This window comes from Streptomyces africanus (assembly GCF_002150735.1).
Lineage (GTDB): Bacteria > Actinomycetota > Actinomycetes > Streptomycetales > Streptomycetaceae > Streptomyces > Streptomyces africanus.
In genome coordinates this window covers 1-21,306 of the sequence record NZ_MUKA01000182.1, presented here as the reverse complement: position 1 = coordinate 21,306, position 21,306 = coordinate 1, and the positions used below count along the sequence as shown (strand labels likewise).

The window sequence follows — 21,306 nt, the reverse complement described above, 5'->3', positions numbered from 1 at the left end:
TCTCGTCGTACGACGAGACCGTGCCGCCCATGCCGGTGTAGAAGGAGCGTCCGCCGTCGTAGTCACGGCACCAACTCACGGGATGATCCCAGCCGTTGGCGCCCGCCCCCGGCTGATACGTCGACTCCCGGACCCGCGCCACCGTGTGGACGTCACCCGACGGGTTCTTCACCCAGTTCAGCCACGTGTCGGGGCGCTTCCACTGCACCGGCAGGTCCTTGGTGGCCGGATGCCGGCGGTCGCCGACCTCGACGGTCGCCCGCTGGACGGCCGCCGGGCTCGACGCGGCCGGTCGGGCCCCCACCAGTCCGGTGAACCAGTCCGAGTACGGCTCCGCGCGCGCCGCGTCGTGAATGCCGACGAAGCCGCCGCCGGCCTCCATGTAGGCCTCCAGGCCCGCCTCCTGCTCCGCGTCGAGGACGTCGCCCCCGCCGGTCAGGAACACGATCGCGTTGAAGCGGCCGAGTTTTGTCTCGTCGGTGAACACCGAGGCGTCGTCGGTGGCCTGGACCTTGAAACGGCGGTTCGCCGGTCCCGACAGCCCGATGTCCTCGATGGCCTCGATCCCGGCGTTCACGACCGGGGACTCCTCTCCAGCCGCCGCGGAACCGTGGAAGATCAGCACCCGTACATTCGCGCCGCCCGGCGGCGACTTGATCGACATCGTTGTCAGCGGGGGTTCCGGGTACGGGCCCGCGTGGGCGGGCCCCGACAGCAGGCCGGCGGTCACGACTCCGGCGGCCATGGAGGCCGCCCAGACACGTCTTCCCTTGCTCAACCCTCGTAAGTGCATGGGCACCTCCTCGGTCACAGCAACACCGCCAAGGAAGCTAAACCCCTTTGCCTGTCTCGCCAATACCTATGACCGGGATGGCCCCAACTTTGTCTTGAGTGTGGATAAACGGGAGCGCGGCCGGTACCGTCTCACAGGTTCATCACAGGTACGTCTCCGGAAAAGCCTTACCAGGGTGGGGAGTTCCGCATGGACAGACGCAGCTTCAACCGGCGGGTCCTGCTGGGCAGCGCCGCCGTCGCGACCTCGTTGTCCGTGGCGCCGGAGGCCGTCAGCGCGGACGGACCGGCGAAGACGGCACCGGCCGGGGGCGAGGTGAAGCGCATCAAGCTCTACGCCGAGAAGCTCGCCGACGGGCAGATGGGCTACGGCCTGGAGAAGGGCAAGGCGACCGTCCCCGGCCCGCTCATCGAGCTCAACGAGGGCGACACGCTGCACATCGAGTTCGAGAACACCATGGACGTGGCGGTGAGCCTGCACGTCCACGGCCTGGACTACGAGATCACCAGCGACGGCACGAAGCTGAACCGCAGTCATGTCGAGCCGGGCGGCACCCGCACCTACACCTGGCGCACCCACGCCCCCGGCCGCCGCAAGGACGGCACCTGGCGGGCGGGCAGCGCGGGTTACTGGCACTACCACGACCACGTCGTCGGCACCGACCACGGCACGCAGGGGCTCCAGAAGGGCCTGTTCGGCCCGGTCATCGTCCGCCGCAAGGGCGACGTCCTGCCGGACCGGACGCACACGGTCGTCTTCAACGACATGCTCATCAACAACAGGCCGCCGCACTCCGGGCCGAACTTCGAGGCCACGGTGGGTGATCGCGTCGAGTTCATCGTGATCACGCACGGCGAGTTCTACCACACGTTCCACATGCACGGTCACCGCTGGGCGGACAACCGCACCGGCATGCTGACCGGCCCCGACGATCCCAGCCAGGTCATCGACAACAAGATCACGGGCCCGGCCGACTCGTTCGGCTTCCAGGTGATCGCGGGGGAGGGGGTCGGCGCCGGCGCCTGGATGTACCACTGCCATGTCCAGAGCCACTCCGACATGGGGATGGTGGGACTGTTCCTGGTGAAGAAGCCGGACGGCACGATTCCCGGCTACGACCCGCACGAGCACGGAGGTGATCACTCCGGGCAGGACCAGCAGGGAGAGCACGCGCACTGACACTCGCGTGGGCGCGAGAGCGCTCTCACCGTCTGCGCGCCCGGGGCTATCCTGATCCGCACCCCCAGGTGAGGAGCCCCGAAGTGACCGACACAGCGCCGCGTCCCACGCTGGAGGCCGTGGCCGCCCGGGCCGGTGTCTCGCGGGCCACCGTCTCGCGCGTGGTCAACGGCGGGGACGGGGTCAGGGACATCCTCGCCGAGCGGGTCCGCAAGGCGGTGGAGGAGCTCGGGTACGTGCCCAACCAGGCGGCCCGCAGCCTGGTGACCCGGCGGCACGACGCGATCGCGGTCGTCGTCGCCGAACCGGAGACCCGTGTGTTCGCCGACCCGTTCTTCGCGCTCCAGCTGCGCGGCATCAGCAAGGAACTCACCGCCCACGACAACCAGCTCGTGCTGCTGCTCACGGAGGGCCGGGACGACCACACCCGGGTCGGCCGGTACCTCGCCGGCGGGCATGTCGACGGGGCGCTCGTCTTCTCCCTGCACCTCGACGACCCGCTGCCGGAACTGATCCAGCGGGCCGGCGTCCCGACCGTCTTCGGCGGACGGCCCGGCTGGAGCGGAGACCGGCGCGGCGTGGTGTACGTCGACAGCGACAACCGCGGCGGTGCCCGCGCCGCCGTCCGCCACCTGGCCGGCCTCGGCCGCACCCGGATCGCGCACATCACCGGCGCCCTCGACCAGACGTCCGCCGTGGACCGGCTCGACGGCTACCGGGACGTCATGGCGGACGCCGACCCGCGGCTGATCGCCGAGGCCGACTTCACCCCGGCCGGGGGCGAGCGGGCGATGCGCGAACTCCTCGGCCGCTGCCCGGACCTGGACGCGGTGTTCGCCGCCAACGACCTCACCGCCTCGGGGGCGCTGCGTGTCCTGCGCGAGGCCGGGCGGCGGGTCCCCGACGACGTCGCCGTGATCGGCTTCGACGACATGCTGCCCGTCGCGGAACAGACCGATCCGCCCCTGACGACGGTCCGTCAGGACATCGAGGAGATGGGCCGCCTGATGGCCCGCCTGCTGCTGCGGGGGCTCGACCGCGGCACTCCTCAGGAGGGCGTCGGCGACACGCCCGCCGGCGTCGTCCTCCCGACGACGCTGGTGCGGCGGGCGTCCGCGTAGTCCCGCTCAGGTGCCTCAGCCCGGCTGCGGTTCACTGCGGACCACCGCGAACCGCGCCCCGTACGGGTCCGTGAGCTTGGCGAGGCGGCCCACGTCCGGCAGGTCCGTGGCGGGCATCCGGACCGTGCCGCCCAGTTCCCCGGCCCGGGCGACGGTGGCGTCCGGGTCGGTGACCTCGAAGTACGGCAGCCAGTGGGCCTCCTCCTCGGCCGCGTCGGCCAGGGGGACGAGGCCGCCGAACATGGCGTCCTCGCTCTCTCCGGGCGGGACGAGGGTGGTGTAGGCGGCGCCGGAGAAGTCGACGCCGACGGTCTCCAGGCCGAGCACGGAGTGGTAGAAGGCGGCGGCGGCCGGGACGTCCGCCGTGTACAGCTCCAGCCAGCACAGCGAGCCCGGCTCCCGGACGACGTCCAGGCCCTTGTTCCGGCCCGGCTGCCACAGGCCGAAGGACACCCCGGCCTGGTCGGCGAGGATCGCCATGCGGCCCAGGTCCTGCACGTCCATGGGCTGCATGAGCACCGAACCGTGCGCCTCGCCGGCCGCCCGAGCCGTGGCGTCCACGTCCGGGGCCTGGAAGTACACCGTCCAGGAGGGCGGGCCCTGCTCCGGGGTGGTCTGCATGCCACCGGCCGTGGTCCTGCCGTCGAGCTGGAAGAGGCCGTACCCGCCGACCTCGGGCCCGCCCGGCTGGAACCGCCAGCCGAACAGGCCGCCGTAGAAGGCGGCGGCGCCGTCGATGTCGGGGGTGCCGAGATCGATCCAGTTCGGAGCGCCGGTCACATAACGGGTGGTGAGCATCGTCGGTCTCCTCGCACAGGTTCCGTCGTCTGCTCTGCCGAGTCTCGCACCGGCCACTGACAAGCGCCGCCGGAGCGCCGCCGGAGCGTGACGCCGGGTTTCCGCGCGCCGCCGTGCGCCGGCGGGTCCGGCGGGTGACCATGAAGGTGGCCGCAGGCGCGTCCATCAAGGTGGCCTCGGGTCCGCCCATGCGGTGTTGATCCCGCGTTGATCGAACGTTTTTCGCCCTCCGGAACGCTTCTGGGCATGCACATCGACACCATGATCTCGCCCGAACTCGCCTGGCAGCAGGAAGCGTTGTGCGCGCAGACCGGGGCGGACTTCTTCTTCCCCGAGCCCGGCAGTTCGGTACGGGAGGCGAAGCGGATCTGCGGCCTGTGCCCGATCCGTGACGCCTGCCTCGAGTACGCGATGGACAACGACGAACGGTTCGGTGTCTGGGGCGGTCTGTCGGAGAAGGAGCGGCTGGAACTGCGGCGTACGTCCCGGTAGCCGTGTTGCGCGTACCCGCCGGGTGGGGGCCGGGCGGGCGCGCAACGCCGAGGCCCCGACCGCTCGTGGCGGTCGGGGCCTCGCAGTCATGGGGCCGGATGGGCCGGGGCGGCCGTCAGGCGCCGGCGGCGCCCGCCCGGGCCGCCATACGGGCCTTGCGCGCGGCCAGCTTCTCGTCGAACTTCGCCGCCTCGCTGTCCAGGCCGCCCAGGTACAGGCCGAGTTCCTCCTGCGCCTTGAGGCCCTCCGGGCCCAGGCCGTCGATCTCCATGATCTTCAGGAAGCGCAGCACGGGCTGGAGCACGTCGTCGTGGTGGATGCGCAGGTTGTAGACCTCGCCGATCGCCATCTGCGCGGCGGCGCGCTCGAAGCCGGGGATGCCGTGGCCGGGCATCCGGAAGTTCACGACCACGTCCCGCACGGCCTGCATGGTCAGGTCGGGGGCGAGCTCGAACGCCGACTTCAGGAGGTTGCGGTAGAAGACCATGTGCAGGTTCTCGTCGGTCGCGATGCGGGCCAGCATGCGGTCGCAGACCGGGTCGCCGGACTGGTGGCCGGTGTTGCGGTGCGAGATGCGGGTGGCCAGCTCCTGGAAGGCGACGTAAGCGATCGAGTGCAGCATCGAGTGCCGGTTGTCCGACTCGAAGCCCTCGCTCATGTGGGACATGCGGAACTGCTCCAGCTTGTCCGGGTCCACCGCGCGCGAGGCGAGCAGGTAGTCGCGCATCACGATGCCGTGCCGGCCCTCCTCGGCCGTCCAGCGGTGCACCCAGGTGCCCCAGGCGCCGTCGCGGCCGAAGAGCGAGGCGATCTCGTGGTGGTAGCTGGGCAGGTTGTCCTCGGTCAGCAGGTTCACGACGAGCGCGATGCGGCCGATCTCGGTGACCTTCGACTGCTCCTTGTCCCAGGCCTCGCCGTCCTCGAAGAGACCGGGGAAGTTGCGCGCGTCGCTCCAGGGCACGTACTCGTGCGGCATCCAGTCCTTGGCGACCTGAAGATGCCGGTTGAGTTCCTTCTCGACCACTTCCTCCAGTGCGTACAGCAGCTGAGCGTCGGTCCAGGCGCCGGCGGGGCTGCCGAGGTGGGGAGTGGTGATCGTCATGGACTCTCCAGGGGGACATGCGTACGAGCGGTGAGCGGTAACCTACGGCATCGTAGGCTACGTTCCCGTAGGTTACGATGCCGTAGGTTAAGGGCGCTGTAAAGGCCGCTGATCAGCTGTGTCGCTCGTCCGCGCCCTCACCGACCCCGGAGCCACAGGTCGAGGGGCTGGACCGAGGGCGTACGGCCTCCTCAGGCGTACAGCCCCCGCAGCCGCACCGAGAGGCACGTCACACATCCCTCGAGCTTCTCGAACTCGCTGATGTCCACGACGACCGGTTCGTACCCCAGGTCCGCGAACAGCTCCGCCGTCTTCGGCGCGCTGGCCGCCATCAGCAGTTTGTCACCGCCGAGCAGCACGACGTGCGAACCGGCCTCCTCCGGCACCGGCAGGAAGCGCGCGAACAGCGACGGCGCGTCCATCTTCGGGATGTGCCCGATGACCGTCCCGTCCGGCAGCGCCGTGACCGCCGACTTCAGGTGCAGCACCTTGGTGACCGGTACGGCGACGACCCGCGCGCCCAGCGGTTCGAACGCGGCCCGCAGCTGCTGGACGCCGGCGGCGTTGGTGCGCCCGCCCCGGCCCACGTACACGGTGTCGCCGATCTTCAGTACGTCACCGCCCTCCAGTGTGCCCGGCTCCCAGATCCAGTTCACCGAGCAGCCCAGACCGGCCACGGCCTCCTCGACCCCGGCGGTCTCGTCACGCCGGGACTCGGCGCCCGGGCGGGCGATCAGCGCCACGTTCTTGTACATCACGACCGTGTCCTCGACGAACACCGAGTCCGGGCAGTCGTCGGCCGGGTCCACCTCGATGGTCTCCCAGCCGTGCGTGCGCAGGGCCGCCACGTACGCCTCCCACTGCTCGACCGCGAGGTCGGCGTCGACCCTCTCCCGCTCGATGTGTGTCACCAGCCCTTCGGCAAGACGCGGGCTGGGGCGGCGGACGAGGGCCTTCTTGCTGGGCACGAGCGTGACTCCGTATCGGATGGGACGTGTCTGGACGGCGCCGACGTAAGCCTCCGGGGCCGGCCGGAACCCATCGGGCGTCGGCCGACCATCATGCAGGGCGATCCCGGAAGAGGACACCCCCGGGGGAGGCCCGGCACCCTGACAGGCAGCAGGGGTGAGTGCCCGCCTCCGGCCCCGGGCGATTTGCTGTCGGCGCGGGTGGGACCTGGCGTGGGCCGTTCTTGGGCCGGTGTCAGCGGCGTCTGCCGTCCCACCCGGGCCGGGCGAGCACCTATCCCCGGCGGGTCCGCTGTCGGCCCGGGCGGCAGCGGACCGGGCCGGCGGGCACCGGCCGAGCGTCGACCCGAGGCCGGTCCGCTGTCGGCCCTGGTGGCACCGGATCGGGCCGGCCCCTGGTCGTGGCCTCAGCGAGGCAACCGGGCGAGGCCGATCCCGGCTCCCGCCGCCATCGGCGGCCCGCTTCCGGCTCGGGCGTGCCCCCGGCTGGGTCCTGCACGCAGCTCGGGTCTGCGCTCGGCTGCTCCACGCCCGGCTGGGTCCCGTGCCCGGTCCGGCTCGGGTCTGTGCCCGATCCGGGTCTGTGCCCGGCTCGGGCTTGTGCGCGGCTGGGTCCTGCACGCAGCTCGGGTCCGCGCCCGGCTGCTCCACGCCCGGCTGGGTCCTGTGCCCGGTTCGGCTCGGGTCTGTGCCCGGCTGGGTCCTGCACGCAGCTCGGGTCCGCGCCCGGCCGCTCCACGCCCGGCTGGGTCCTGTGCCCGCTTCCGGCTCGGGTCTGTGCCCGGCCCGTGTCTGTGCCCGGCCCGTGTCTGTGCCGGGCTGGGTCCTGCACGCAGCTCGAGTCCGCGCCCGGCCGCTCCACGCCCGGCTGGGTCCCGTGCCCGGTCCGGCTCGGGGCTGCGCCCGGCTGGGTCCTGCACGCAGCTCGGGTCCGCGCCCGGCCGCTCCACGCCCAGCTGGGTCCTGTGCCCGGTTCGGCTCGGGTCTGTGCCCGGCCCGTGTCTGTGCCCGGCCCGTGTCTGTGCCCGGCTCGGGCCTGCGCCCGGCTGGGTCCTGCACGCAGCTCGGGTCCGCGCCCGGCCGCTCCACGCCCAGCTGGGTCCTGTGCCCGGTTCGGCTCGGGCCTGTGCCCGACCCGGGCTGTGCCCGACCGGGTCTGCGCCCGACCCGGGCCTGCACCGGCTCGGATCTGTGCCCGACCCGGGTCCGCGCCCGGCCGCTCCGCCCCGGTGCCGTCGGCGGTCCGGTCGGAGTTCCCGCAGGCACCAGTCCCGGGCCCCGGCCCCCGGCCGGGCGTAAGAACGTCAAGCCGTCGCTGCCCGGGCTCACCCCACCGGCTCGGCCCCCTCCGGGGCGGTTCGCTGGGCTGGTGTCGTCGGGGTGTCGGCACGCTCGGGCGTGTCGGGGAGGAGGCATTCGATCCGGTAGTCGCCGGTGTCGGGGTCGCGGACCACTCCGTGGGTCTCGCTGCCGAAGCCGGGGAAGCGGCGGTCGAAGGACTCCAGCGCGGTCAGGTACCGCAGCAGAGGGCCGTCCGCGGCGCCGACGCTCTCGCCCGGCATGAGGACGGGGATGCCGGGCGGCGTCACCGTGACCATGGCCGCGGCGACCCGGCCGGGCGCGTCGGCCAGGCGGATCCGCTCCGTGCCGCCGCGGATCAGGCGCTGGTAGCACAGCTGGGGCGGGGCGACCGGCTCGGGCAGCTCCCGGAAGGCGGTGTCGAGGAGCTCGACCAGGCGCAGTTCGCGCAGCTGGTCGTGCATCTCCTGGCACAGTGCGCGCAGAGTGAGCCCGGAGTAGCGCCGCGGGTGCTCGGTGACCAGCGCCGGCAGGACACGGTCGAGCGGCGCGTCGCCGTCGTAGAGGTCCTTGAAGTCCATCAGGGCGTCCAGCAGCGTGCCCCACTTGCCCTTGGTGATGCCCATGGAGAACAGCACGAGCGTGGTGTAGCTGTCGGTCTTCTCGACGACGATGCCCCGCGTCCCCAGATACGCGGTGAGCACCCGCGCGGGAATGCCCCAGTCGGACACCTCACCCGTGGCGCCGATCCCCGGGCAGGTCAGGGTGACCTTGATCGGGTCGAGCATGCAGTAACCGTCGGTCAGCCCCGGGAAGCCGTGCCAGTCCGCTCCGGGTTCGAGGTGCCAGCAGGAGGGCTCCGTCCGCAGCAGATCCGCCGGGGCCTCGTCGAAGGGCAGACGCTTCCCGCCGGCCGGGTCGGTCACCTCGGCCGGCTGCCACACGCCGAAGAACCAGGGCGGCCGGTCTCCGGCGGCCTCGATCCGCCGGCCGATACGCACCATCTCCTGGCGGAACCGCACCGCCTCGGTCACCGCCTCGTCGATCAGCCACTGCCCCTGCGGACCGTCCATCATCGCCGTGGCCACGTCCAGCGAGGCGATCATCGGATACAGCGGCGACGTGGTGCCGTGCATCATCAGCGCCTCGTTGAACCGCTCGTGCTCCACCGGCGCCCGGGGCGCGGGCCGGACGTGCACCATGGCGCTCTGCGACAGCGCCGCCAGCAGCTTGTGCGTCGACTGGGTCGAGAAGACCGTCGGCCGGTCGGGTCCGGGGAAGCTCTGCTCGTCCACCGACATGCCGTAGCGCCCGGTGTACAGCGGGTGGAAGCGGGCGTAGGCGAACCACGCCTCGTCGAAGTGCACCCGGGGCGTGCCGGCGGCCAAGGCCCGGGCCGCCGCGACCGCGTCGTAACACAGCCCGTCGTACGTGGAGTTGGTGAACACCGCGTACTGCGCGCGCGAGGACACGGCGTCGCTCGTCAGCGGGTTCGCGGCGATCCGCGCCGCCACCGAGTCCGCCGCGATCTCGGCCGGCGGCAGGGGTCCCGCGAGGCCGTAGCCGTTGCGGGTGGGGACCAGGTACACCGGCCGGGCGCCGGAGACGACCAGGCCGTGCAGGACCGACTTGTGGCAGTTGCGGTCGACCAGGGCGATCTCGTCGCGGGTCACGCTGAAGTGGCCGACCACCCGGTTGCAGGTGGAGTCGCCGTGCAGCACGAAGTAGGTGTGGCCGGAGCCGAAGACCCGCGCGGCGTTGCGCTCGGACTCCCCGATCGGCCCGGTGTGCTCGAAGAGCGAGCCGAGTTCCTCGACCGAGATCGACAGGTCGCTGCGCAGCAGCCGCTCCCCGAAGTAGTCGTGGAACGCCCGGCCCACCGGCGACTTCAGGAAGGCGACGCCGCCGGAGTGCGCGGGGGTGTGCCACGAGTACTCGTGCGCGTCGTCGAAGCGGCGCAGCGCCTTGAAGAACGGCGGCAGCAGGGCGTCCTGGTAGCCGCGCGCGGCGGTGGTGATCCGCCCCGCGATGAACGCCGGCGTGTCTTCCAGCGGCCACACGTACCCCACCACCGCCTGCGACACCCACAACGGCAGTTCGCGCAGCCCCTCGTCCGCCATGACGAGGAACACCGGAAGGTTCTGGAAGCGGCGCCCGATCCCGCGCAGCACCGCCGCCCCGCCCGGTACACCGTCGGCCCCCGGCCCGGGCGGCAGATCCCAGGCGACCACGGCGGCGGCGAGAGAGGCCTCGGTTCTGAGCACCGCCTCGGCGTCCGCGACGCTCATCACCCACCGGACCCGTAAGCCGCGCCCCCGGATCCCCTCGGCGATCCTCGCCAGCTGCCCGGCGGCGGCGCCCCCGTCCTCCGGACGCTCCGCCACCGCCACCAGAACCGTGCTGTCGGTCATGTCGCCCCCTCCGGGCGGCCCCGCGCCACCCCCGCGTCCCAGTCTTCGCGGGCCCGCACGCCGGATCGGCCGGCGGAGCGCCAAACCACCTCATCGGTCCACGCCGCGGACCGCACCTTGACGCGTCAACGCCCCTCCGCGCCCGGCCTCCCGCCGGAGTACTTGATCGACCGCCCTCGCCTTGACCGCGGGACCGACCCCCGACATCGCCCTGCTGCCGCTGGTCGGCGGGCAGTGGCAGCACGGCCCGGACGGCCCGCGCCTGGCGGTCGTCAGCAACACGGCGCTCCCCGGCGTCCCGCTCACCGGGGAGCTCACACCGGCGAGGTGACGGCCGATGCCGCGACGGCCCGCCGCAGGTGCTCCCCGGTGAACGATCCCCGCGCCTCCAGGAGCTGTCGCGGCGTCCCCTCGAAGACGATCTCGCCGCCGTCCCGGCCGCCGTCCGGGCCGAGGTCGATCACCCAGTCGGCCCGGGCGACCACGTCCAGGTTGTGCTCCACGACGACGACCGTGTTGCCCGTGTCGACCAGCCGGTCCAGCAGGGCGACGAGTCCCTCCACGTCCGCCATGTGCAGCCCGGTCGTCGGTTCGTCGAGCACGTAGACCGCGCCCGTCCGGTGCAGCCGCGTGGCCAGCTTGATGCGCTGCCGCTCGCCGCCGGAGAGCGTGGAGAGGGGCTGGCCGAGCGTCAGATACGTCAGTCCGACGTCCCGCAGGGCGCGCAGCCGGCGTCGTACGCCCGTGTCGTCGAAGAAGGCGAGCGCCTGCTCGGCCGTCATCTGCAGGACGTCGGCGATGGAGCTGCCCCGCACGGTCAGCCGCAGCACCTCCTCCTTGAAGCGCCGCCCCTCGCAGTCGTGGCAGGTCGTCGTCACCGGGTCCATGAAGGCGAGGTCGGTGTAGATGATGCCGCGGCCCTCGCAGGTGCCGCAGGCGCCGCCGGAGTTGAAGCTGAACAGGCCCGCCTCGGCCCCCGTCTCGCGGGCGAAGATCTTCCGTACGGTGTCCATGATCCCCAGGTAGGTCGCCGGAGTGGACCGGCCCGAGATCCCGATCGACGACTGGTCGACGACCACGGCATCGGGGTGCGCGGCGGTGAACTCCCCGGCCAGGGAGCTCTTCCCGGATCCCGCGACCCCGGTCACGGCCGTGAGTACATCGGCCGGGAACCGCACGGTCACGTCGCGCAGGTTGTGCCGGCCGGCGCCCTTGACCCACAGCTCGCCGCCGGCCCGCCGGACCTGTTCCTTGACCGCCGTACGGCGGCGCAGACAGCGCCCGGTGAGGGTGTCGGAGGCGGCCAGTGAGGCCGGTGTGCCCTCGAAGACCACGCGGCCGCCCTCGGCGCCGGCGCCCGGCCCCATGTCCACGACGTGGTCCGCCAGCGCGATGACGTCCGGGTCGTGCTCGACGACCAGCACGGTGTTGCCCTTGTCGCGCAGCCGCAGCAGCAGCTCGCCGAGGCGGCCCACGTCGCGCGGGTGCAGCCCGACACTCGGCTCGTCGAAGATGTAGGTCATCCCGGTCAGGCTGGAGCCGAGGTGCCGTACCGTCTTCAGCCGCTGTCCCTCCCCGCCGCTGAGGGTCGATGTCTCCCGGTCGAGGCTGAGATAGCCGAGGCCGATCGCTTCGACGCGCTCCAGCGCGGCCACGGCCGCCCGCGCGATCGGCCCGGCCACCGGGTCGTCGATCTCCTTCAGTACGGCGATCAGATCCGTGATCTGCATCCGTGCGCAGTCGGCGATGGTCCGGCCGCCGATCCGGGTGGCGAGCGCCGCCGCGTTGAGCCGGGCTCCCCGGCAGACCGGGCAGGCGCCCTCCACCAGGAACTCCCGGACCAGGTCGCGGGTCTTCTGGCTCATGGCCGACAGGTCCCGCTTCAGGTACAGCCGCTCGAAACGGTCGGCCAGCCCCTCGTAGTCGGTGGTCCACGTGCCGCCGCTGCCGTTGACGGTGACCTTGCTGCCGGGCCGTCCGCGCATCAGGAACGCGCGCTCGGCGGCGGTGAACCGCCCCACCGGTTTGTCCGGGTCCAGGTCGGTGCTGTTCGTGTACGCCTGGCCCTGCCAAGTTCCCGCGGCGAACGGCGGGAAGCGGACCGCCCCGTCCGCGAGGGAGCGGTCCGGATCCAGGATGCGGTCCCAGTCGGGCCGTACCGTCCGGCCGAGGCCGTCGCACTCCGGGCACATGCCCGACGGATCGTTGAACGAGTACGCGTTCGCTCCCCCGGCGCTCGGGGTGCCGTGCCGGGAGAACAGCACCCGGATCACCGAGTAGATGTCCGTCATGGTGCCGACGGTCGACCGGGAGTGGCCGCCGACCGGCCGCTGGTCGACGACGATCGCGGGGGAGAGGTCCTCCAGGCCGTCCGCGTGCGGCCGCTCGTACTTGGGCAGCCGGTTGCGGACGAACCACGGGTACGTCTCGTTCAGCTGGCGCTGCGACTCCACCGCGATCGTGTCGAAGACGACGGACGACTTCCCCGACCCCGAAACGCCGGTGAACACGGTCAGCCGGCCTTTCGGGATGCGCAGGGTGACGTCCTTGAGGTTGTTCTCGCGGGCTCCTGTCAGGGTGATGACGTCGTGCGTGAAGTCGGTCATGCCATCGACGCTAGGCGGGAAACCCGACAGCCTCTGGCGTGATTTCCTTCAGTTCTCCCTCCTCCAGCAGCAGCCAGCGCGTGATGCCGATCGACTCCAGGAACGGCAGGTCGTGACTGGCCACGACCAGCGCCCCCTCGTACGACTCCAGGGCCGTGGTCAGCTGCCGCACGCTCGCCATGTCGAGGTTGTTGGTCGGCTCGTCCAGCATGAGCAGCTGCGGCGCGGGCTCGGCCAGCATCAGCGCGGCCAGCGCCGCCCGGAAGCGCTCGCCGCCGGACAGCGTCGCCGCCTTCTGGTCGGCCCGGGCACCCCGGAACAGGAAGCGGGCCAGCCGCGCCCGGACCCGGTTGTTGGTGGCGCCGGGCGCGAACCGGGCCACGTTCTCGGCGACGGTCAGCTCCCCGTCGAGGACGTCGAGCCGCTGCGGCAGGAACCGCAGTGGGACGTGCGCCGTGACCTCGCCCGACTCCGGAGCGAGCTCCCCGCTGATGGTGCGCAGCAGCGTCGTCTTGCCCGCGCCGTTGCGCCCGATCAGCGCGACCCGCTCGGGTCCGCGCAGGTCGAAACCGCCGTCCACACGGGCGCCGTACCGGAGCCGGAGATCCAGCAGGGTCAGGACGGTACGGCCCGGCGGCACGGCCGTGTACGGCAGGTCGACACGGATCTCGTCGTCGTCCCGTACGGCGTCCACCGCCTCGTCCAGCCGCTCCCTGGCCTCGGCGAGCTTCTCCTCGTGCATGATCCGGTGCTTGCCCGCGGACTCCTGCGCCGCGCGCTTGCGCGCCCCCATGACGATCTTCGGCTCGCGTTTCTGGTCCTGCATCTTCTGCCCGTACCGCTTGCGGCGGGCCAGTTTCATCTGGGCGTCGGCCAGTTCGCGTTTCTGCTTGCGGAAGTCCGCCTCGGCGACGCGCACCATGCGCTCGGCGGCGTCCTGTTCGATCGCGAGGGCCTCCTCGTAGTCGGAGTAGTTGCCGCCGTACCAGCTGATCTCCCCGGAGCGCAGGTCCGCGATCTGGTCGACGAGGTCCAGCAGTTCCCGGTCGTGACTGACGACGACCATCACGCCCGGCCAGGACTCGACGGCCGCGTACAGCCGCCTGCGGGCGTACAGGTCGAGGTTGTTGGTCGGCTCGTCCAGCAGCAGCACGTCGGGCCGGCGCAGCAGCAGCGACGCCAGCCGCAGCAGGACCGATTCGCCGCCCGACACCTCGCCGATGGTGCGGTCCAACTCGACGTGGCCGAGGCCGAGTTCACCGAGGGTGGCCAGGGCGCGCTCCTCGACGTCCCAGTCGTCGCCGACGGTCTCGAAGTGCGCCTCGGAGACGTCGCCCGCCTCGATGGCGTGCAGGGCGGCCCGCCGGCCGGCGATGCCGAGCGCCTCGTCGACGCGCAGGGTGGTGTCGAGCGTGACGTTCTGCGGGAGGTACCCGACCTCGCCGGCCACGCGGACGGTGCCGTCGGCGGGGGCGAGTTCACCGGCGATGAGCTTCAACAGGGTGGACTTCCCGGACCCGTTGACGCCGACCAGGCCGGTCCGGCCCGGACCGAAGGCCACGTCGAGGCCCTCGAAGACAGGGGTGCCGTCGGGCCAGGCGAAGGCGAGGGAGGTGACGGTGATGGAAGTAGGCATGCGGGCCTCTTTCGCGGTTGCTTGATGTGGTCAGGGGCAAACGCGTATCGAGACACCTGCGACCAGGGAGGAGGACTCCAGGGACAGAGATGAAGCCCTGCACCGGAGGACGGCTCGAACGCCGAGGTCGCACGCAGCGCACACACCAGAGGTGGGTGACGCGGTGTCTCAGGACCTCAGACGAGCAACGTCCTTCTCCAATCGGCGGCAACAGGACCTGAACAACGTACGAGGGGGTGTCGGGCCTGTCAACGGATTAACGTGAGACCCGATCTCCCGCCCCGAGGAGGCCCCCGTGCCCGACGGCCCGCTCTCGCTGCCGGCCCGGCTCTGCCTGCTGGCCTGGGCCCCCGCGCGGCCGCCGGGCACCGGCACCGCCCAGTTGTCGGGCCCGGTACGGGCCGGTGCCCTCACCGAGCTGGTCCGGCACGGCCTGCTCGTCGACGAGGACGGCATCGCCACGCCGGTCGACCTCGACTCCCGCACGGGTGACGCGGTCCTCGACGGGCTGCTGGAACTCGTCCGCGAGTCCTGCCCGCACCGCTGGCGGACCTGGGTGACGCTGCGGTCGCGGGTGACCCTCGACGCGGTGCGGGAGCAGCTGGTGGCCCAGGGGTATCTGCGGGCGGAGAGGAAGCGGGTCCTCGGGGTGTTCCCGTCCGTGGAGTACGCGCTGGAGCGCGTCGCCGCCGCGGAGGCGCTGCGGGAGGAGACGTGCCGGACGCTCCGGGGGCCGCGGCCGGTCGCCCAGGTCTCCGAGCGGGACGCGGCGGTCGCGACGCTGGCCGCCTCGGCGGAACTGGTCCCCGGAGAGGGCGCCGGAGCTCACGAGCGGCGCGTGCGGGAACTGGCGGAGCGCGCCGTGGCATCGGCGCCCGGGCTCGGGGAGATCGTCGGCGAGATCCGCACGGCCCTGGCCGCGACGGTGACGGCTCTGCCCTGACCCACGTCCGCGCCGGATCCCTGCCCCGGGGCCGTCGACCCGGGGGATCACTCGGCGCGCGTCAGCTCAGCACGCGTCCCGCATCAACTCCGCCAGGTCGTGGTCCAGATCCAGCTGGAGGTGTTCCAGACCGACCGGCACCAGTTCGCTCGTGGCCTCCAGGAACCGGCGCACCTCACCGGAACGGACGTGCACGACGGCCGTGCCCTCGGGGGCGTGGAACTCCAGCACCGTGCGGTCGTACCCGTACGGCCGCACCCGCACGTCGCCGTGGCCCTCGGCGTTCTTGAGGCCCGCGGCGAGCAGCTCGCGGGAGAAGGTCCAGCAGACCTCGACGCCCTCCAGCGTGGCCGGGGCCGGGAAGGTCATACGGACGGCGAACGGATCACGTCGGTCGTAGTGGAGCGTCGCGGGAATGCTCGGCATACGCGGCGCGGCGGCGACGAGGCGGGCCTCCACGGGCTGCTCGATGACGATGGACAACGCCTTGCTCCCTTGTGACGGCTGGACGGGACACTTCCGGGCGGATGAGGCCGGGCACTGGAAGAGACGACGGAATCAGCCAATCCGTGCACACGAAGCGAGTGACCTCTGTCACCGCGTTCATGCACGGGAGTGACGTGACTCTCCTCCTGTGCCCCGCAGGGCACTTGTGGCACCCACCCGGGCACCCGGGAGCACGGGCGAGGCCATCTGGACGGCGCCCCGGGGGTGGGCTAGCTTCGCCGGCCATGAGGCGCTTGGGGAGCATGCGACGGACGGGACGGACACGGAGCAGGGCGACCGGAGTGGCGACGGGCGCGGCGGCACTGGCCGCACTCGCGGCCCTGACCGCCGTACCGGCGCAGGCGCACGAGCCGGAGCGCCGGGTGCCGCACTGGGAACTCAAGGACACCGGCACCCCGGACGTACGGTTCCGCGGCCTGGCCGCCGTCAGCCGGAACACCGCCTGGCTCGCCGGGACCGGCGGCACGGTCCTGCGCACCACCGACGGCGGCACCACCTGGCGAGACGTCTCGCCGCCGGGCGCGGCGGAGTTGCAGTTCCGGGACGTCGAGGCGTTCGACGCGCGCCGGGCCGTGGTCCTGGCCATCGGCGAGGGCGAGGCGTCCCGCGTGTACCGCACCGACGACGGCGGGGCCACCTGGACGGAGTCCTTCCGCAACACCGACCCGAAGGCCTTCTACGACTGCCTCACCTTCTTCGACCACCGCCACGGCCTCGCGATGAGCGACCCGGTGGACGGGAAGTTCCGCATCCTGTCGACCGGCGACGGCGGCCGGTCGTGGAAGGTGCTGCCGAGCGAGGGCATGCCGGCCGCGCAGGAGGGCGAGGCCGGATTCGCCGCGAGCGGCCAGTGTCTGGTCAGCTCCGGCCCGAAGGACGTCTGGCTCGCCACCGGCGGGGCCGCGCAGGCGCGCGTGCTGCACTCCGCCGACCGGGGACGCACCTGGACGGCCACCGCCGCGCCCCTCCCGGCGGGCGACCCGGCCCGCGGTGTCTTCGCGCTGGCCTTCCGCGACCGCGCCCATGGTCTCGCCGTCGGCGGCGACTTCACCCCCGGCCGGCCCTCGCCGAACGCCGCCGCGCACACCGGCGACGGCGGCCGCACCTGGCGCCCCGCCGGCACGCCCCCGCCCGCCTACCGCTCCGGCGCCGCCTGGCTCCCGCACCGCCGCACCGCCGCCCTCGCCGTCGGCCCCACCGGCACCGACCTCACCACGGACTCCGGCCGCACCTGGCGCACGGTCGACACCGGCTCCTACGACACCGTCGACTGCACCCCGGACCAAGGGTGCTGGGCCGCCGGCGAGAAGGGGCGGGTTGCCCGCCTGGAGCATTGAGCGCGCGGTATGCCCTGATTGTTGGCAGTGTGGGTACTCGTTCACTGAAGGCGAAAGGAAGTGAGCGGTCATGCCACGCGGTTCGAGCTCCAAGCGGGAGCGCCAGTACGAGCACATCAAGAAGAGCGCGCAGGACCGGGGCGAGAGCACCGGCCGCGCCAAGGAGATCGCCTCGCGGACGGTCAACAAGGAACGCGCCCGCTCCGGCGAGTCGAAGACGGCCAGCCGCACCTCGACGAAGGACATGTCGTCCGGCAAGCGCGGGGGCCAGCGGTCGGGCCAGGGCTCCCAGGGCCCCACCTACGACCAGCTGTACCAGGAGGCCAAGCGCCGCGGCGTCGAGGGCCGTTCCAACATGAACAAGAGCCAGCTCCAGCGCGCGCTGGGCAAGTAGTCCGCACGCCCCCGAAGGCCGGCGGACTCCCGGGTCCCGCCGGCCTTCGCGCTGCCCGGAGGCTCGGCAGCGCAGGGTTCCCGGCAGCCCCGAGGAGCAGCAGCCCCTAGGCTCAGGGGCATCATGACGACGACCGTTCGCACCCCCGAGGGCTGGCCCGCCACCGAGGAACAGGCCCGCGCCGTCCAGGACCGACTGCGCGAGCGCGTGATCCTCGACGAACCGGGGCCGCCGCCCGGAACGGGCCGTGTGACGGGGGTCGACGTCGCCTACGACGACGAGCGCGATGTCGTCGCGGCGGCCGCGGTCGTCCTGGACGCCTCCAGCCTCGACGTCGTCGCCGAGGCCACGGCGGTGGGCCCGGTCTCCTTCCCCTACGTGCCCGGACTGCTCGCCTTCCGCGAGATCCCCGCGGTCCTCGCCGCCCTCGACGCCCTGTCGTGCCCGCCCGGCCTGGTCGTCTGCGACGGCTATGGCCTCGCCCACCCCCGCCGCTTCGGCCTCGCCAGCCACCTCGGCGTCCTGACCGGCCTGCCCACGATCGGCGTCGCCAAGAACCCGTTCACCTTCACCTACGACGACCCGGACGCCCGGCGCGGCAGTACGTCGGCCCTGCTCGCCGGCGCCGAGGAGGTCGGCCGCGCCCTGCGCACGCGCCACGGCGTGAAGCCGGTCTTCGTCTCCGTCGGCCACCGGGTGACTCTTTCGAACGCCTGCGCCCACACCCTCGCGCTGACCCCCGAGTACCGCCTCCCGGAAACCACGCGCAGGGCGGACGCGCTCTGCCGGAAGGCGCTGCGGGAAACCTATTCCCCCTGATCGGCCACGCTCCAGCGGCCCACCTCGCGGTACTCCGAGTCGTAGATGACCGACCCGTCACCGGGCTTGAGCGCGTAGTGGCGCAGATTGCCGCCCCAGTACCTGAGGATCCGGCCCAGCTCGCCCGCCGGGTCCTCGGCCAACGCCGCGTCGTCCATGGTGACTTCGAGAAGGAACTTCATGCCTTCAATGGTTTCATTGAACTCCTTCTTGGCAGTTTTTCGAGCTGTCGCCAGGAGCGGAAGGCGGAAAGTCTCAAACCGGGGGGAGGGGCCTGTGCAGGGCGGGGCTCAGATCTGAGTACCGGCTCTGAGTACCTGTACGGATGCCCCGCACCCACCCCCGTCGGCAGGCTGGGGCGCATGACGACGCACCGCGCCCCCAAGCCTGTTGCCGGCCCGACCCAGACCGTCGAGCGGGCCGTCACCATAGGGCTGATCCTCGCCGTGCTGGCGGGGCTCGGCTGGATCGCCGGGATGATCTACACCATCGCCGAGTGGCCGCTGTAGGACCTTCAGCAGGCCCTTCAGCGGGCCGACGCGACGCGGAAGCGGATGCCCGCCGCGCGCAGCCGGCCGATCAGCGCGTCGCCCATCGCCACCGCCGTGGTGACCTGCCCGGCGGTCTTCGGAAGGTCGTCGAAGCCCAGGCACAGCGCCGACTCGGCGAGCATCTTCGCCGTCTCGTCGTACCCGGGATCGCCGCCCGAGACCTCCGTGAACACCCGCCGGCCGCCGCCCTCGCCCACGAAGCGCAGGGAGAACCAGCTCTTCGCCCGCTTCTCGGGGCTCGGACCGTCCCCGGGCCTGAGCCGGCCCGACAACCAGCGCCGCGCCGGCGGTACCTGGGCCGCCGCCACCAGTGCGCCGACGGCCGCGACCCCGCCCACCGCGACGGGCAGGCGCCGGACGGCCGCGTACTGCCGGTAGCGGAAGTCGGGTCCGTACCGGTCTAGGGCCGACGCCGACCGCCGTACGATCTGCGGGTCGATCGTCGGCATCGGCAGCGCCCACGCGCCCACCTCCTTGGCGAACCGCGGCGCACCCGCCGGCGCCGACGCCCGCCGGCCCACCAGCCGCGGCTCGTGCCGCCGCCGGTCCCGTGCGGCCGCCGCCATCTCCCGCTGCCGCGCGAACTGGTTGAGGGCGGAGGCGAAGGTCCCGCCCGAGAACGCCGCGTCGGCGGTCACGAAGCCCTCCACGGTCAGCGGCACGTCCTGCGGGAGCTGCTGCACGGTGAAGTACACGCCCAGGTCGTGCGGGATCGAGTCGAAGCCGGCGGCGTGCACCAGCCGTGCCCCGGTCTCCCGCGCGCGTGCGTCGTGCTTGACGTACATCAGGTCCACGAACTCGGGCTCGCCGCAGAGGTCGAGGTAGTCGGTCCCGGTGTCCGCGCAGGCGGCGACGAGCTCCTCGCCGTACGTCACGTACGGGCCGACCGTCGTGGCCACCACACGCGCCTGCTCGGCGAGGGCGCGCACCGACGCCGGGTCGGATACGTCCGCCCGCAGTACCCCGGGCTCCGCGCCGCCGGGCAGCCGCTCCCGCAGCCGCTCCAGCTTCTCCGCGCTGCGGCCCGCGATCGCCCACCGCAGCCCCTCGGGCGCGTGGGCCGCGAGGTACTCCGCGGTGAGCGCTCCGGCGAAACTCGTGGCTCCGAAGAGCACGATGTCGTACGGACGGTCCGTCGTTTTCAGCCTGCTCATGACACCCCTCGGTCGTGCAGCCCGTGCCGCTGTCGGTGGCCGAGGCTAGCGTGAGGAGTGCGGAGCGCGACGACGGGCCCGGCTGACGGCCGAACTGGACGGGAGCCGACCCGTCGGGCAGATTGCTAAGCGCTTGCTCGTTCAGCTCTTGTGAAGAGTGGAACGTGTTCTTAGCATCGCTGGTGTTACATCGGTTGTGTCACAGCACTGGGGGCTGGATGGCCACGGCAAGGACGCCAGGACAGGGCCCGCTCACCGGCGTGCGCGTCGTCGAGCTGGCCGGCATCGGGCCCGGCCCGTTCGCCGCCATGCTCCTGGCCGACCTCGGCGCCGACGTCGTGCGCGTGGACCGCCCCGGCGGCCCCGGCCTCGCGATCGACCCGGCCTACGACGTCACCAACCGCAACAAGCGCTCGGTGGTCGTGGACCTGAAGGCCCCGGGCGGGCCGGACCAGGTGCTCGACCTGGCCGCCCGCGCCGACGTCCTGGTCGAGGGCTACCGCCCCGGTGTCGCCGAGCGCCTCGGCGTCGGCCCCGAGCCCTGCCACGCCCGCAACCCGGCCCTCGTCTACGGCCGGATGACCGGCTGGGGCCAGGACGGCCCGCTCGCCGACCGCGCCGGGCACGACATCGCGTACCTCGCCCCCACCGGCACGCTCGGCATGGTCGGCCGCCCGGACGAGCCGCCGCCGGTCCCGGCCAACCTGCTCGGCGACTACGCGGGCGGCTCCCTCTACCTCGTCGTGGGCGTCCTCGCCGCCCTGCACCACGCACGGGCGACCGGCACCGGCCAGGTCGTCGACGCCGCCATCGTCGACGGCGTCTCCCACCTCGCCACGATGATCCACGGCATGCTCGCCGCCGGCGGCTGGCAGGACCGCCGCGGCGCCAACCTCCTGGACGGCGGCTGCCCGTACTACGGGACGTACGAGACGGCCGACGGCCGGTACATGGCCGTCGGCGCCCTGGAGCCGCGGTTCTACGCGGAGTTCCTCGCCCTCCTCGGCATCGAGGACCAGGCCGCCGCCCGCAAGGACGTCACCCGGTGGAGTGAACTGCGCGAACAGGTCGCCGCCCGTTTCAAGACCCGGACCAGGGACGAGTGGACGGCCGTCTTCGACGGCACCGACGCGTGCGTGGCGCCTGTGCTGTCGCTGCGCGAGGCCCCGCACCACCCGCACCTGGCCGCCCGCGGC

At 72.5% G+C, this 21,306-nt stretch carries 20 protein-coding genes; 10 read left to right on the top strand and 10 right to left on the bottom strand.

The window, feature by feature from the left end:
* On the bottom strand, positions 1-793 hold a 793-nt coding region (locus CCL05_RS22020), incomplete at its 3' end, for a ThuA domain-containing protein (protein ID WP_208641592.1).
* Positions 794-982: 189 nt separating this feature from the next.
* On the opposite strand from CCL05_RS22020, the gene CCL05_RS22015 reads away from it, so the two are divergent.
* Entirely contained in the window at positions 983-1,972 is a 990-nt protein-coding gene (locus tag CCL05_RS22015; protein WP_086562200.1) for a multicopper oxidase domain-containing protein, read from the top strand.
* Between the two features lie 83 nt (positions 1,973-2,055).
* Positions 2,056-3,093 carry a LacI family DNA-binding transcriptional regulator gene (locus tag CCL05_RS22010; protein ID WP_086562199.1) on the top strand — a complete coding sequence of 346 codons (1,038 nt, stop codon included), beginning with the start codon at positions 2,056-2,058 and terminating at the stop codon, positions 3,091-3,093.
* 15 nt (positions 3,094-3,108) lie between these two features.
* Here the strand turns inward: CCL05_RS22010 and CCL05_RS22005 are convergent, their stop codons facing one another.
* On the bottom strand, positions 3,109-3,891 hold the full coding sequence (locus CCL05_RS22005) for a VOC family protein (protein WP_086562198.1): 783 nt from the start codon (positions 3,889-3,891) through the stop codon (positions 3,109-3,111).
* Positions 3,892-4,137: 246 nt separating this feature from the next.
* Here CCL05_RS22005 and CCL05_RS22000 point away from each other — a divergent pair, with 246 nt between their 5' ends.
* Entirely contained in the window at positions 4,138-4,383 is a 246-nt protein-coding gene (locus CCL05_RS22000) for a WhiB family transcriptional regulator (RefSeq protein WP_010042893.1), read from the top strand.
* 115 nt (positions 4,384-4,498) lie between these two features.
* Here CCL05_RS22000 and CCL05_RS21995 read toward each other — a convergent pair whose 3' ends face one another.
* From CCL05_RS21995 to CCL05_RS21985, 3 genes are all read right to left on the bottom strand, one after another.
* A complete protein-coding gene (locus tag CCL05_RS21995; RefSeq protein WP_086562197.1) occupies positions 4,499-5,485 on the bottom strand; it encodes an acyl-ACP desaturase in 987 nt (328 codons plus the stop codon).
* Positions 5,486-5,676: 191 nt separating this feature from the next.
* Entirely contained in the window at positions 5,677-6,453 is a 777-nt protein-coding gene (gene ddaH, locus CCL05_RS21990) for a dimethylargininase (RefSeq protein WP_086562196.1), read from the bottom strand.
* 1,325 nt (positions 6,454-7,778) lie between these two features.
* Entirely contained in the window at positions 7,779-10,163 is a 2,385-nt protein-coding gene (locus CCL05_RS21985; protein ID WP_086562195.1) for an Orn/Lys/Arg family decarboxylase, read from the bottom strand.
* A 181-nt stretch (positions 10,164-10,344) separates the two neighbouring features.
* Here CCL05_RS21985 and CCL05_RS44050 point away from each other — a divergent pair, with 181 nt between their 5' ends.
* The gene (locus CCL05_RS44050; RefSeq protein ID WP_208641591.1) at positions 10,345-10,494 is read left to right on the top strand and encodes a hypothetical protein; all 150 of its coding nucleotides are present in this window, start codon (positions 10,345-10,347) and stop codon (positions 10,492-10,494) included.
* Here CCL05_RS44050 and CCL05_RS21980 read toward each other — a convergent pair.
* Positions 10,478-12,769, bottom strand: a complete 2,292-nt coding sequence (locus CCL05_RS21980; protein WP_086562194.1) for an ATP-binding cassette domain-containing protein — start codon at positions 12,767-12,769, stop codon at positions 10,478-10,480. The two genes, CCL05_RS44050 and CCL05_RS21980, sit on opposite strands and share 17 nt — an antisense overlap.
* 10 nt (positions 12,770-12,779) lie before the next feature.
* A complete protein-coding gene (locus tag CCL05_RS21975; RefSeq protein WP_086562193.1) occupies positions 12,780-14,405 on the bottom strand; it encodes an ABC-F family ATP-binding cassette domain-containing protein in 1,626 nt (541 codons plus the stop codon).
* Between the two features lie 295 nt (positions 14,406-14,700).
* Between CCL05_RS21975 and CCL05_RS21970 the strand changes: the two genes are divergently transcribed.
* The gene (locus CCL05_RS21970; RefSeq protein ID WP_086562192.1) at positions 14,701-15,348 is read left to right on the top strand and encodes a GOLPH3/VPS74 family protein; all 648 of its coding nucleotides are present in this window, start codon (positions 14,701-14,703) and stop codon (positions 15,346-15,348) included.
* A 66-nt stretch (positions 15,349-15,414) separates the two neighbouring features.
* Here CCL05_RS21970 and ssgD read toward each other — a convergent pair whose 3' ends face one another.
* Entirely contained in the window at positions 15,415-15,831 is a 417-nt protein-coding gene (ssgD, locus tag CCL05_RS21965; RefSeq protein ID WP_020271762.1) for a spore wall synthesis regulator SsgD, read from the bottom strand.
* A gap of 266 nt (positions 15,832-16,097) precedes the next feature.
* Here ssgD and CCL05_RS21960 point away from each other — a divergent pair, with 266 nt between their 5' ends.
* The 3 genes from CCL05_RS21960 (at position 16,098) to CCL05_RS21950 (ending at position 18,405) form a co-directional block, all read left to right on the top strand.
* On the top strand, positions 16,098-17,192 hold the full coding sequence (locus tag CCL05_RS21960; protein ID WP_244204350.1) for a WD40/YVTN/BNR-like repeat-containing protein: 1,095 nt from the start codon (positions 16,098-16,100) through the stop codon (positions 17,190-17,192).
* A gap of 70 nt (positions 17,193-17,262) precedes the next feature.
* Positions 17,263-17,586, top strand: coding sequence for a hypothetical protein (locus CCL05_RS21955; protein ID WP_010042867.1), 324 nt, complete (start codon positions 17,263-17,265; stop codon positions 17,584-17,586).
* 123 nt (positions 17,587-17,709) lie between these two features.
* Positions 17,710-18,405 carry an endonuclease V gene (locus CCL05_RS21950; RefSeq protein ID WP_208641590.1) on the top strand — a complete coding sequence of 232 codons (696 nt, stop codon included), beginning with the start codon at positions 17,710-17,712 and terminating at the stop codon, positions 18,403-18,405.
* On the opposite strand, the gene CCL05_RS21945 is transcribed toward CCL05_RS21950, so the two are convergent.
* Positions 18,393-18,587 carry a hypothetical protein gene (locus CCL05_RS21945; RefSeq protein WP_107400499.1) on the bottom strand — a complete coding sequence of 65 codons (195 nt, stop codon included), beginning with the start codon at positions 18,585-18,587 and terminating at the stop codon, positions 18,393-18,395. The two genes, CCL05_RS21950 and CCL05_RS21945, sit on opposite strands and share 13 nt — an antisense overlap.
* A gap of 180 nt (positions 18,588-18,767) precedes the next feature.
* Between CCL05_RS21945 and mmpA the strand changes: the two genes are divergently transcribed.
* Positions 18,768-18,914, top strand: a complete 147-nt coding sequence (mmpA, locus tag CCL05_RS45275) for a morphogenic membrane protein MmpA (RefSeq protein ID WP_010042861.1) — start codon at positions 18,768-18,770, stop codon at positions 18,912-18,914.
* 17 nt (positions 18,915-18,931) lie between these two features.
* On the opposite strand, the gene CCL05_RS21935 is transcribed toward mmpA, so the two are convergent.
* Complete coding sequence (locus tag CCL05_RS21935) at positions 18,932-20,110, bottom strand: saccharopine dehydrogenase family protein (protein ID WP_086562189.1); 1,179 nt, start codon at positions 20,108-20,110, stop codon at positions 18,932-18,934.
* A 218-nt stretch (positions 20,111-20,328) separates the two neighbouring features.
* Between CCL05_RS21935 and CCL05_RS21930 the strand changes: the two genes are divergently transcribed.
* A partial coding sequence (locus CCL05_RS21930) for a CaiB/BaiF CoA transferase family protein (RefSeq protein ID WP_086562201.1) occupies positions 20,329-21,306 on the top strand: 978 nt, incomplete at its 3' end.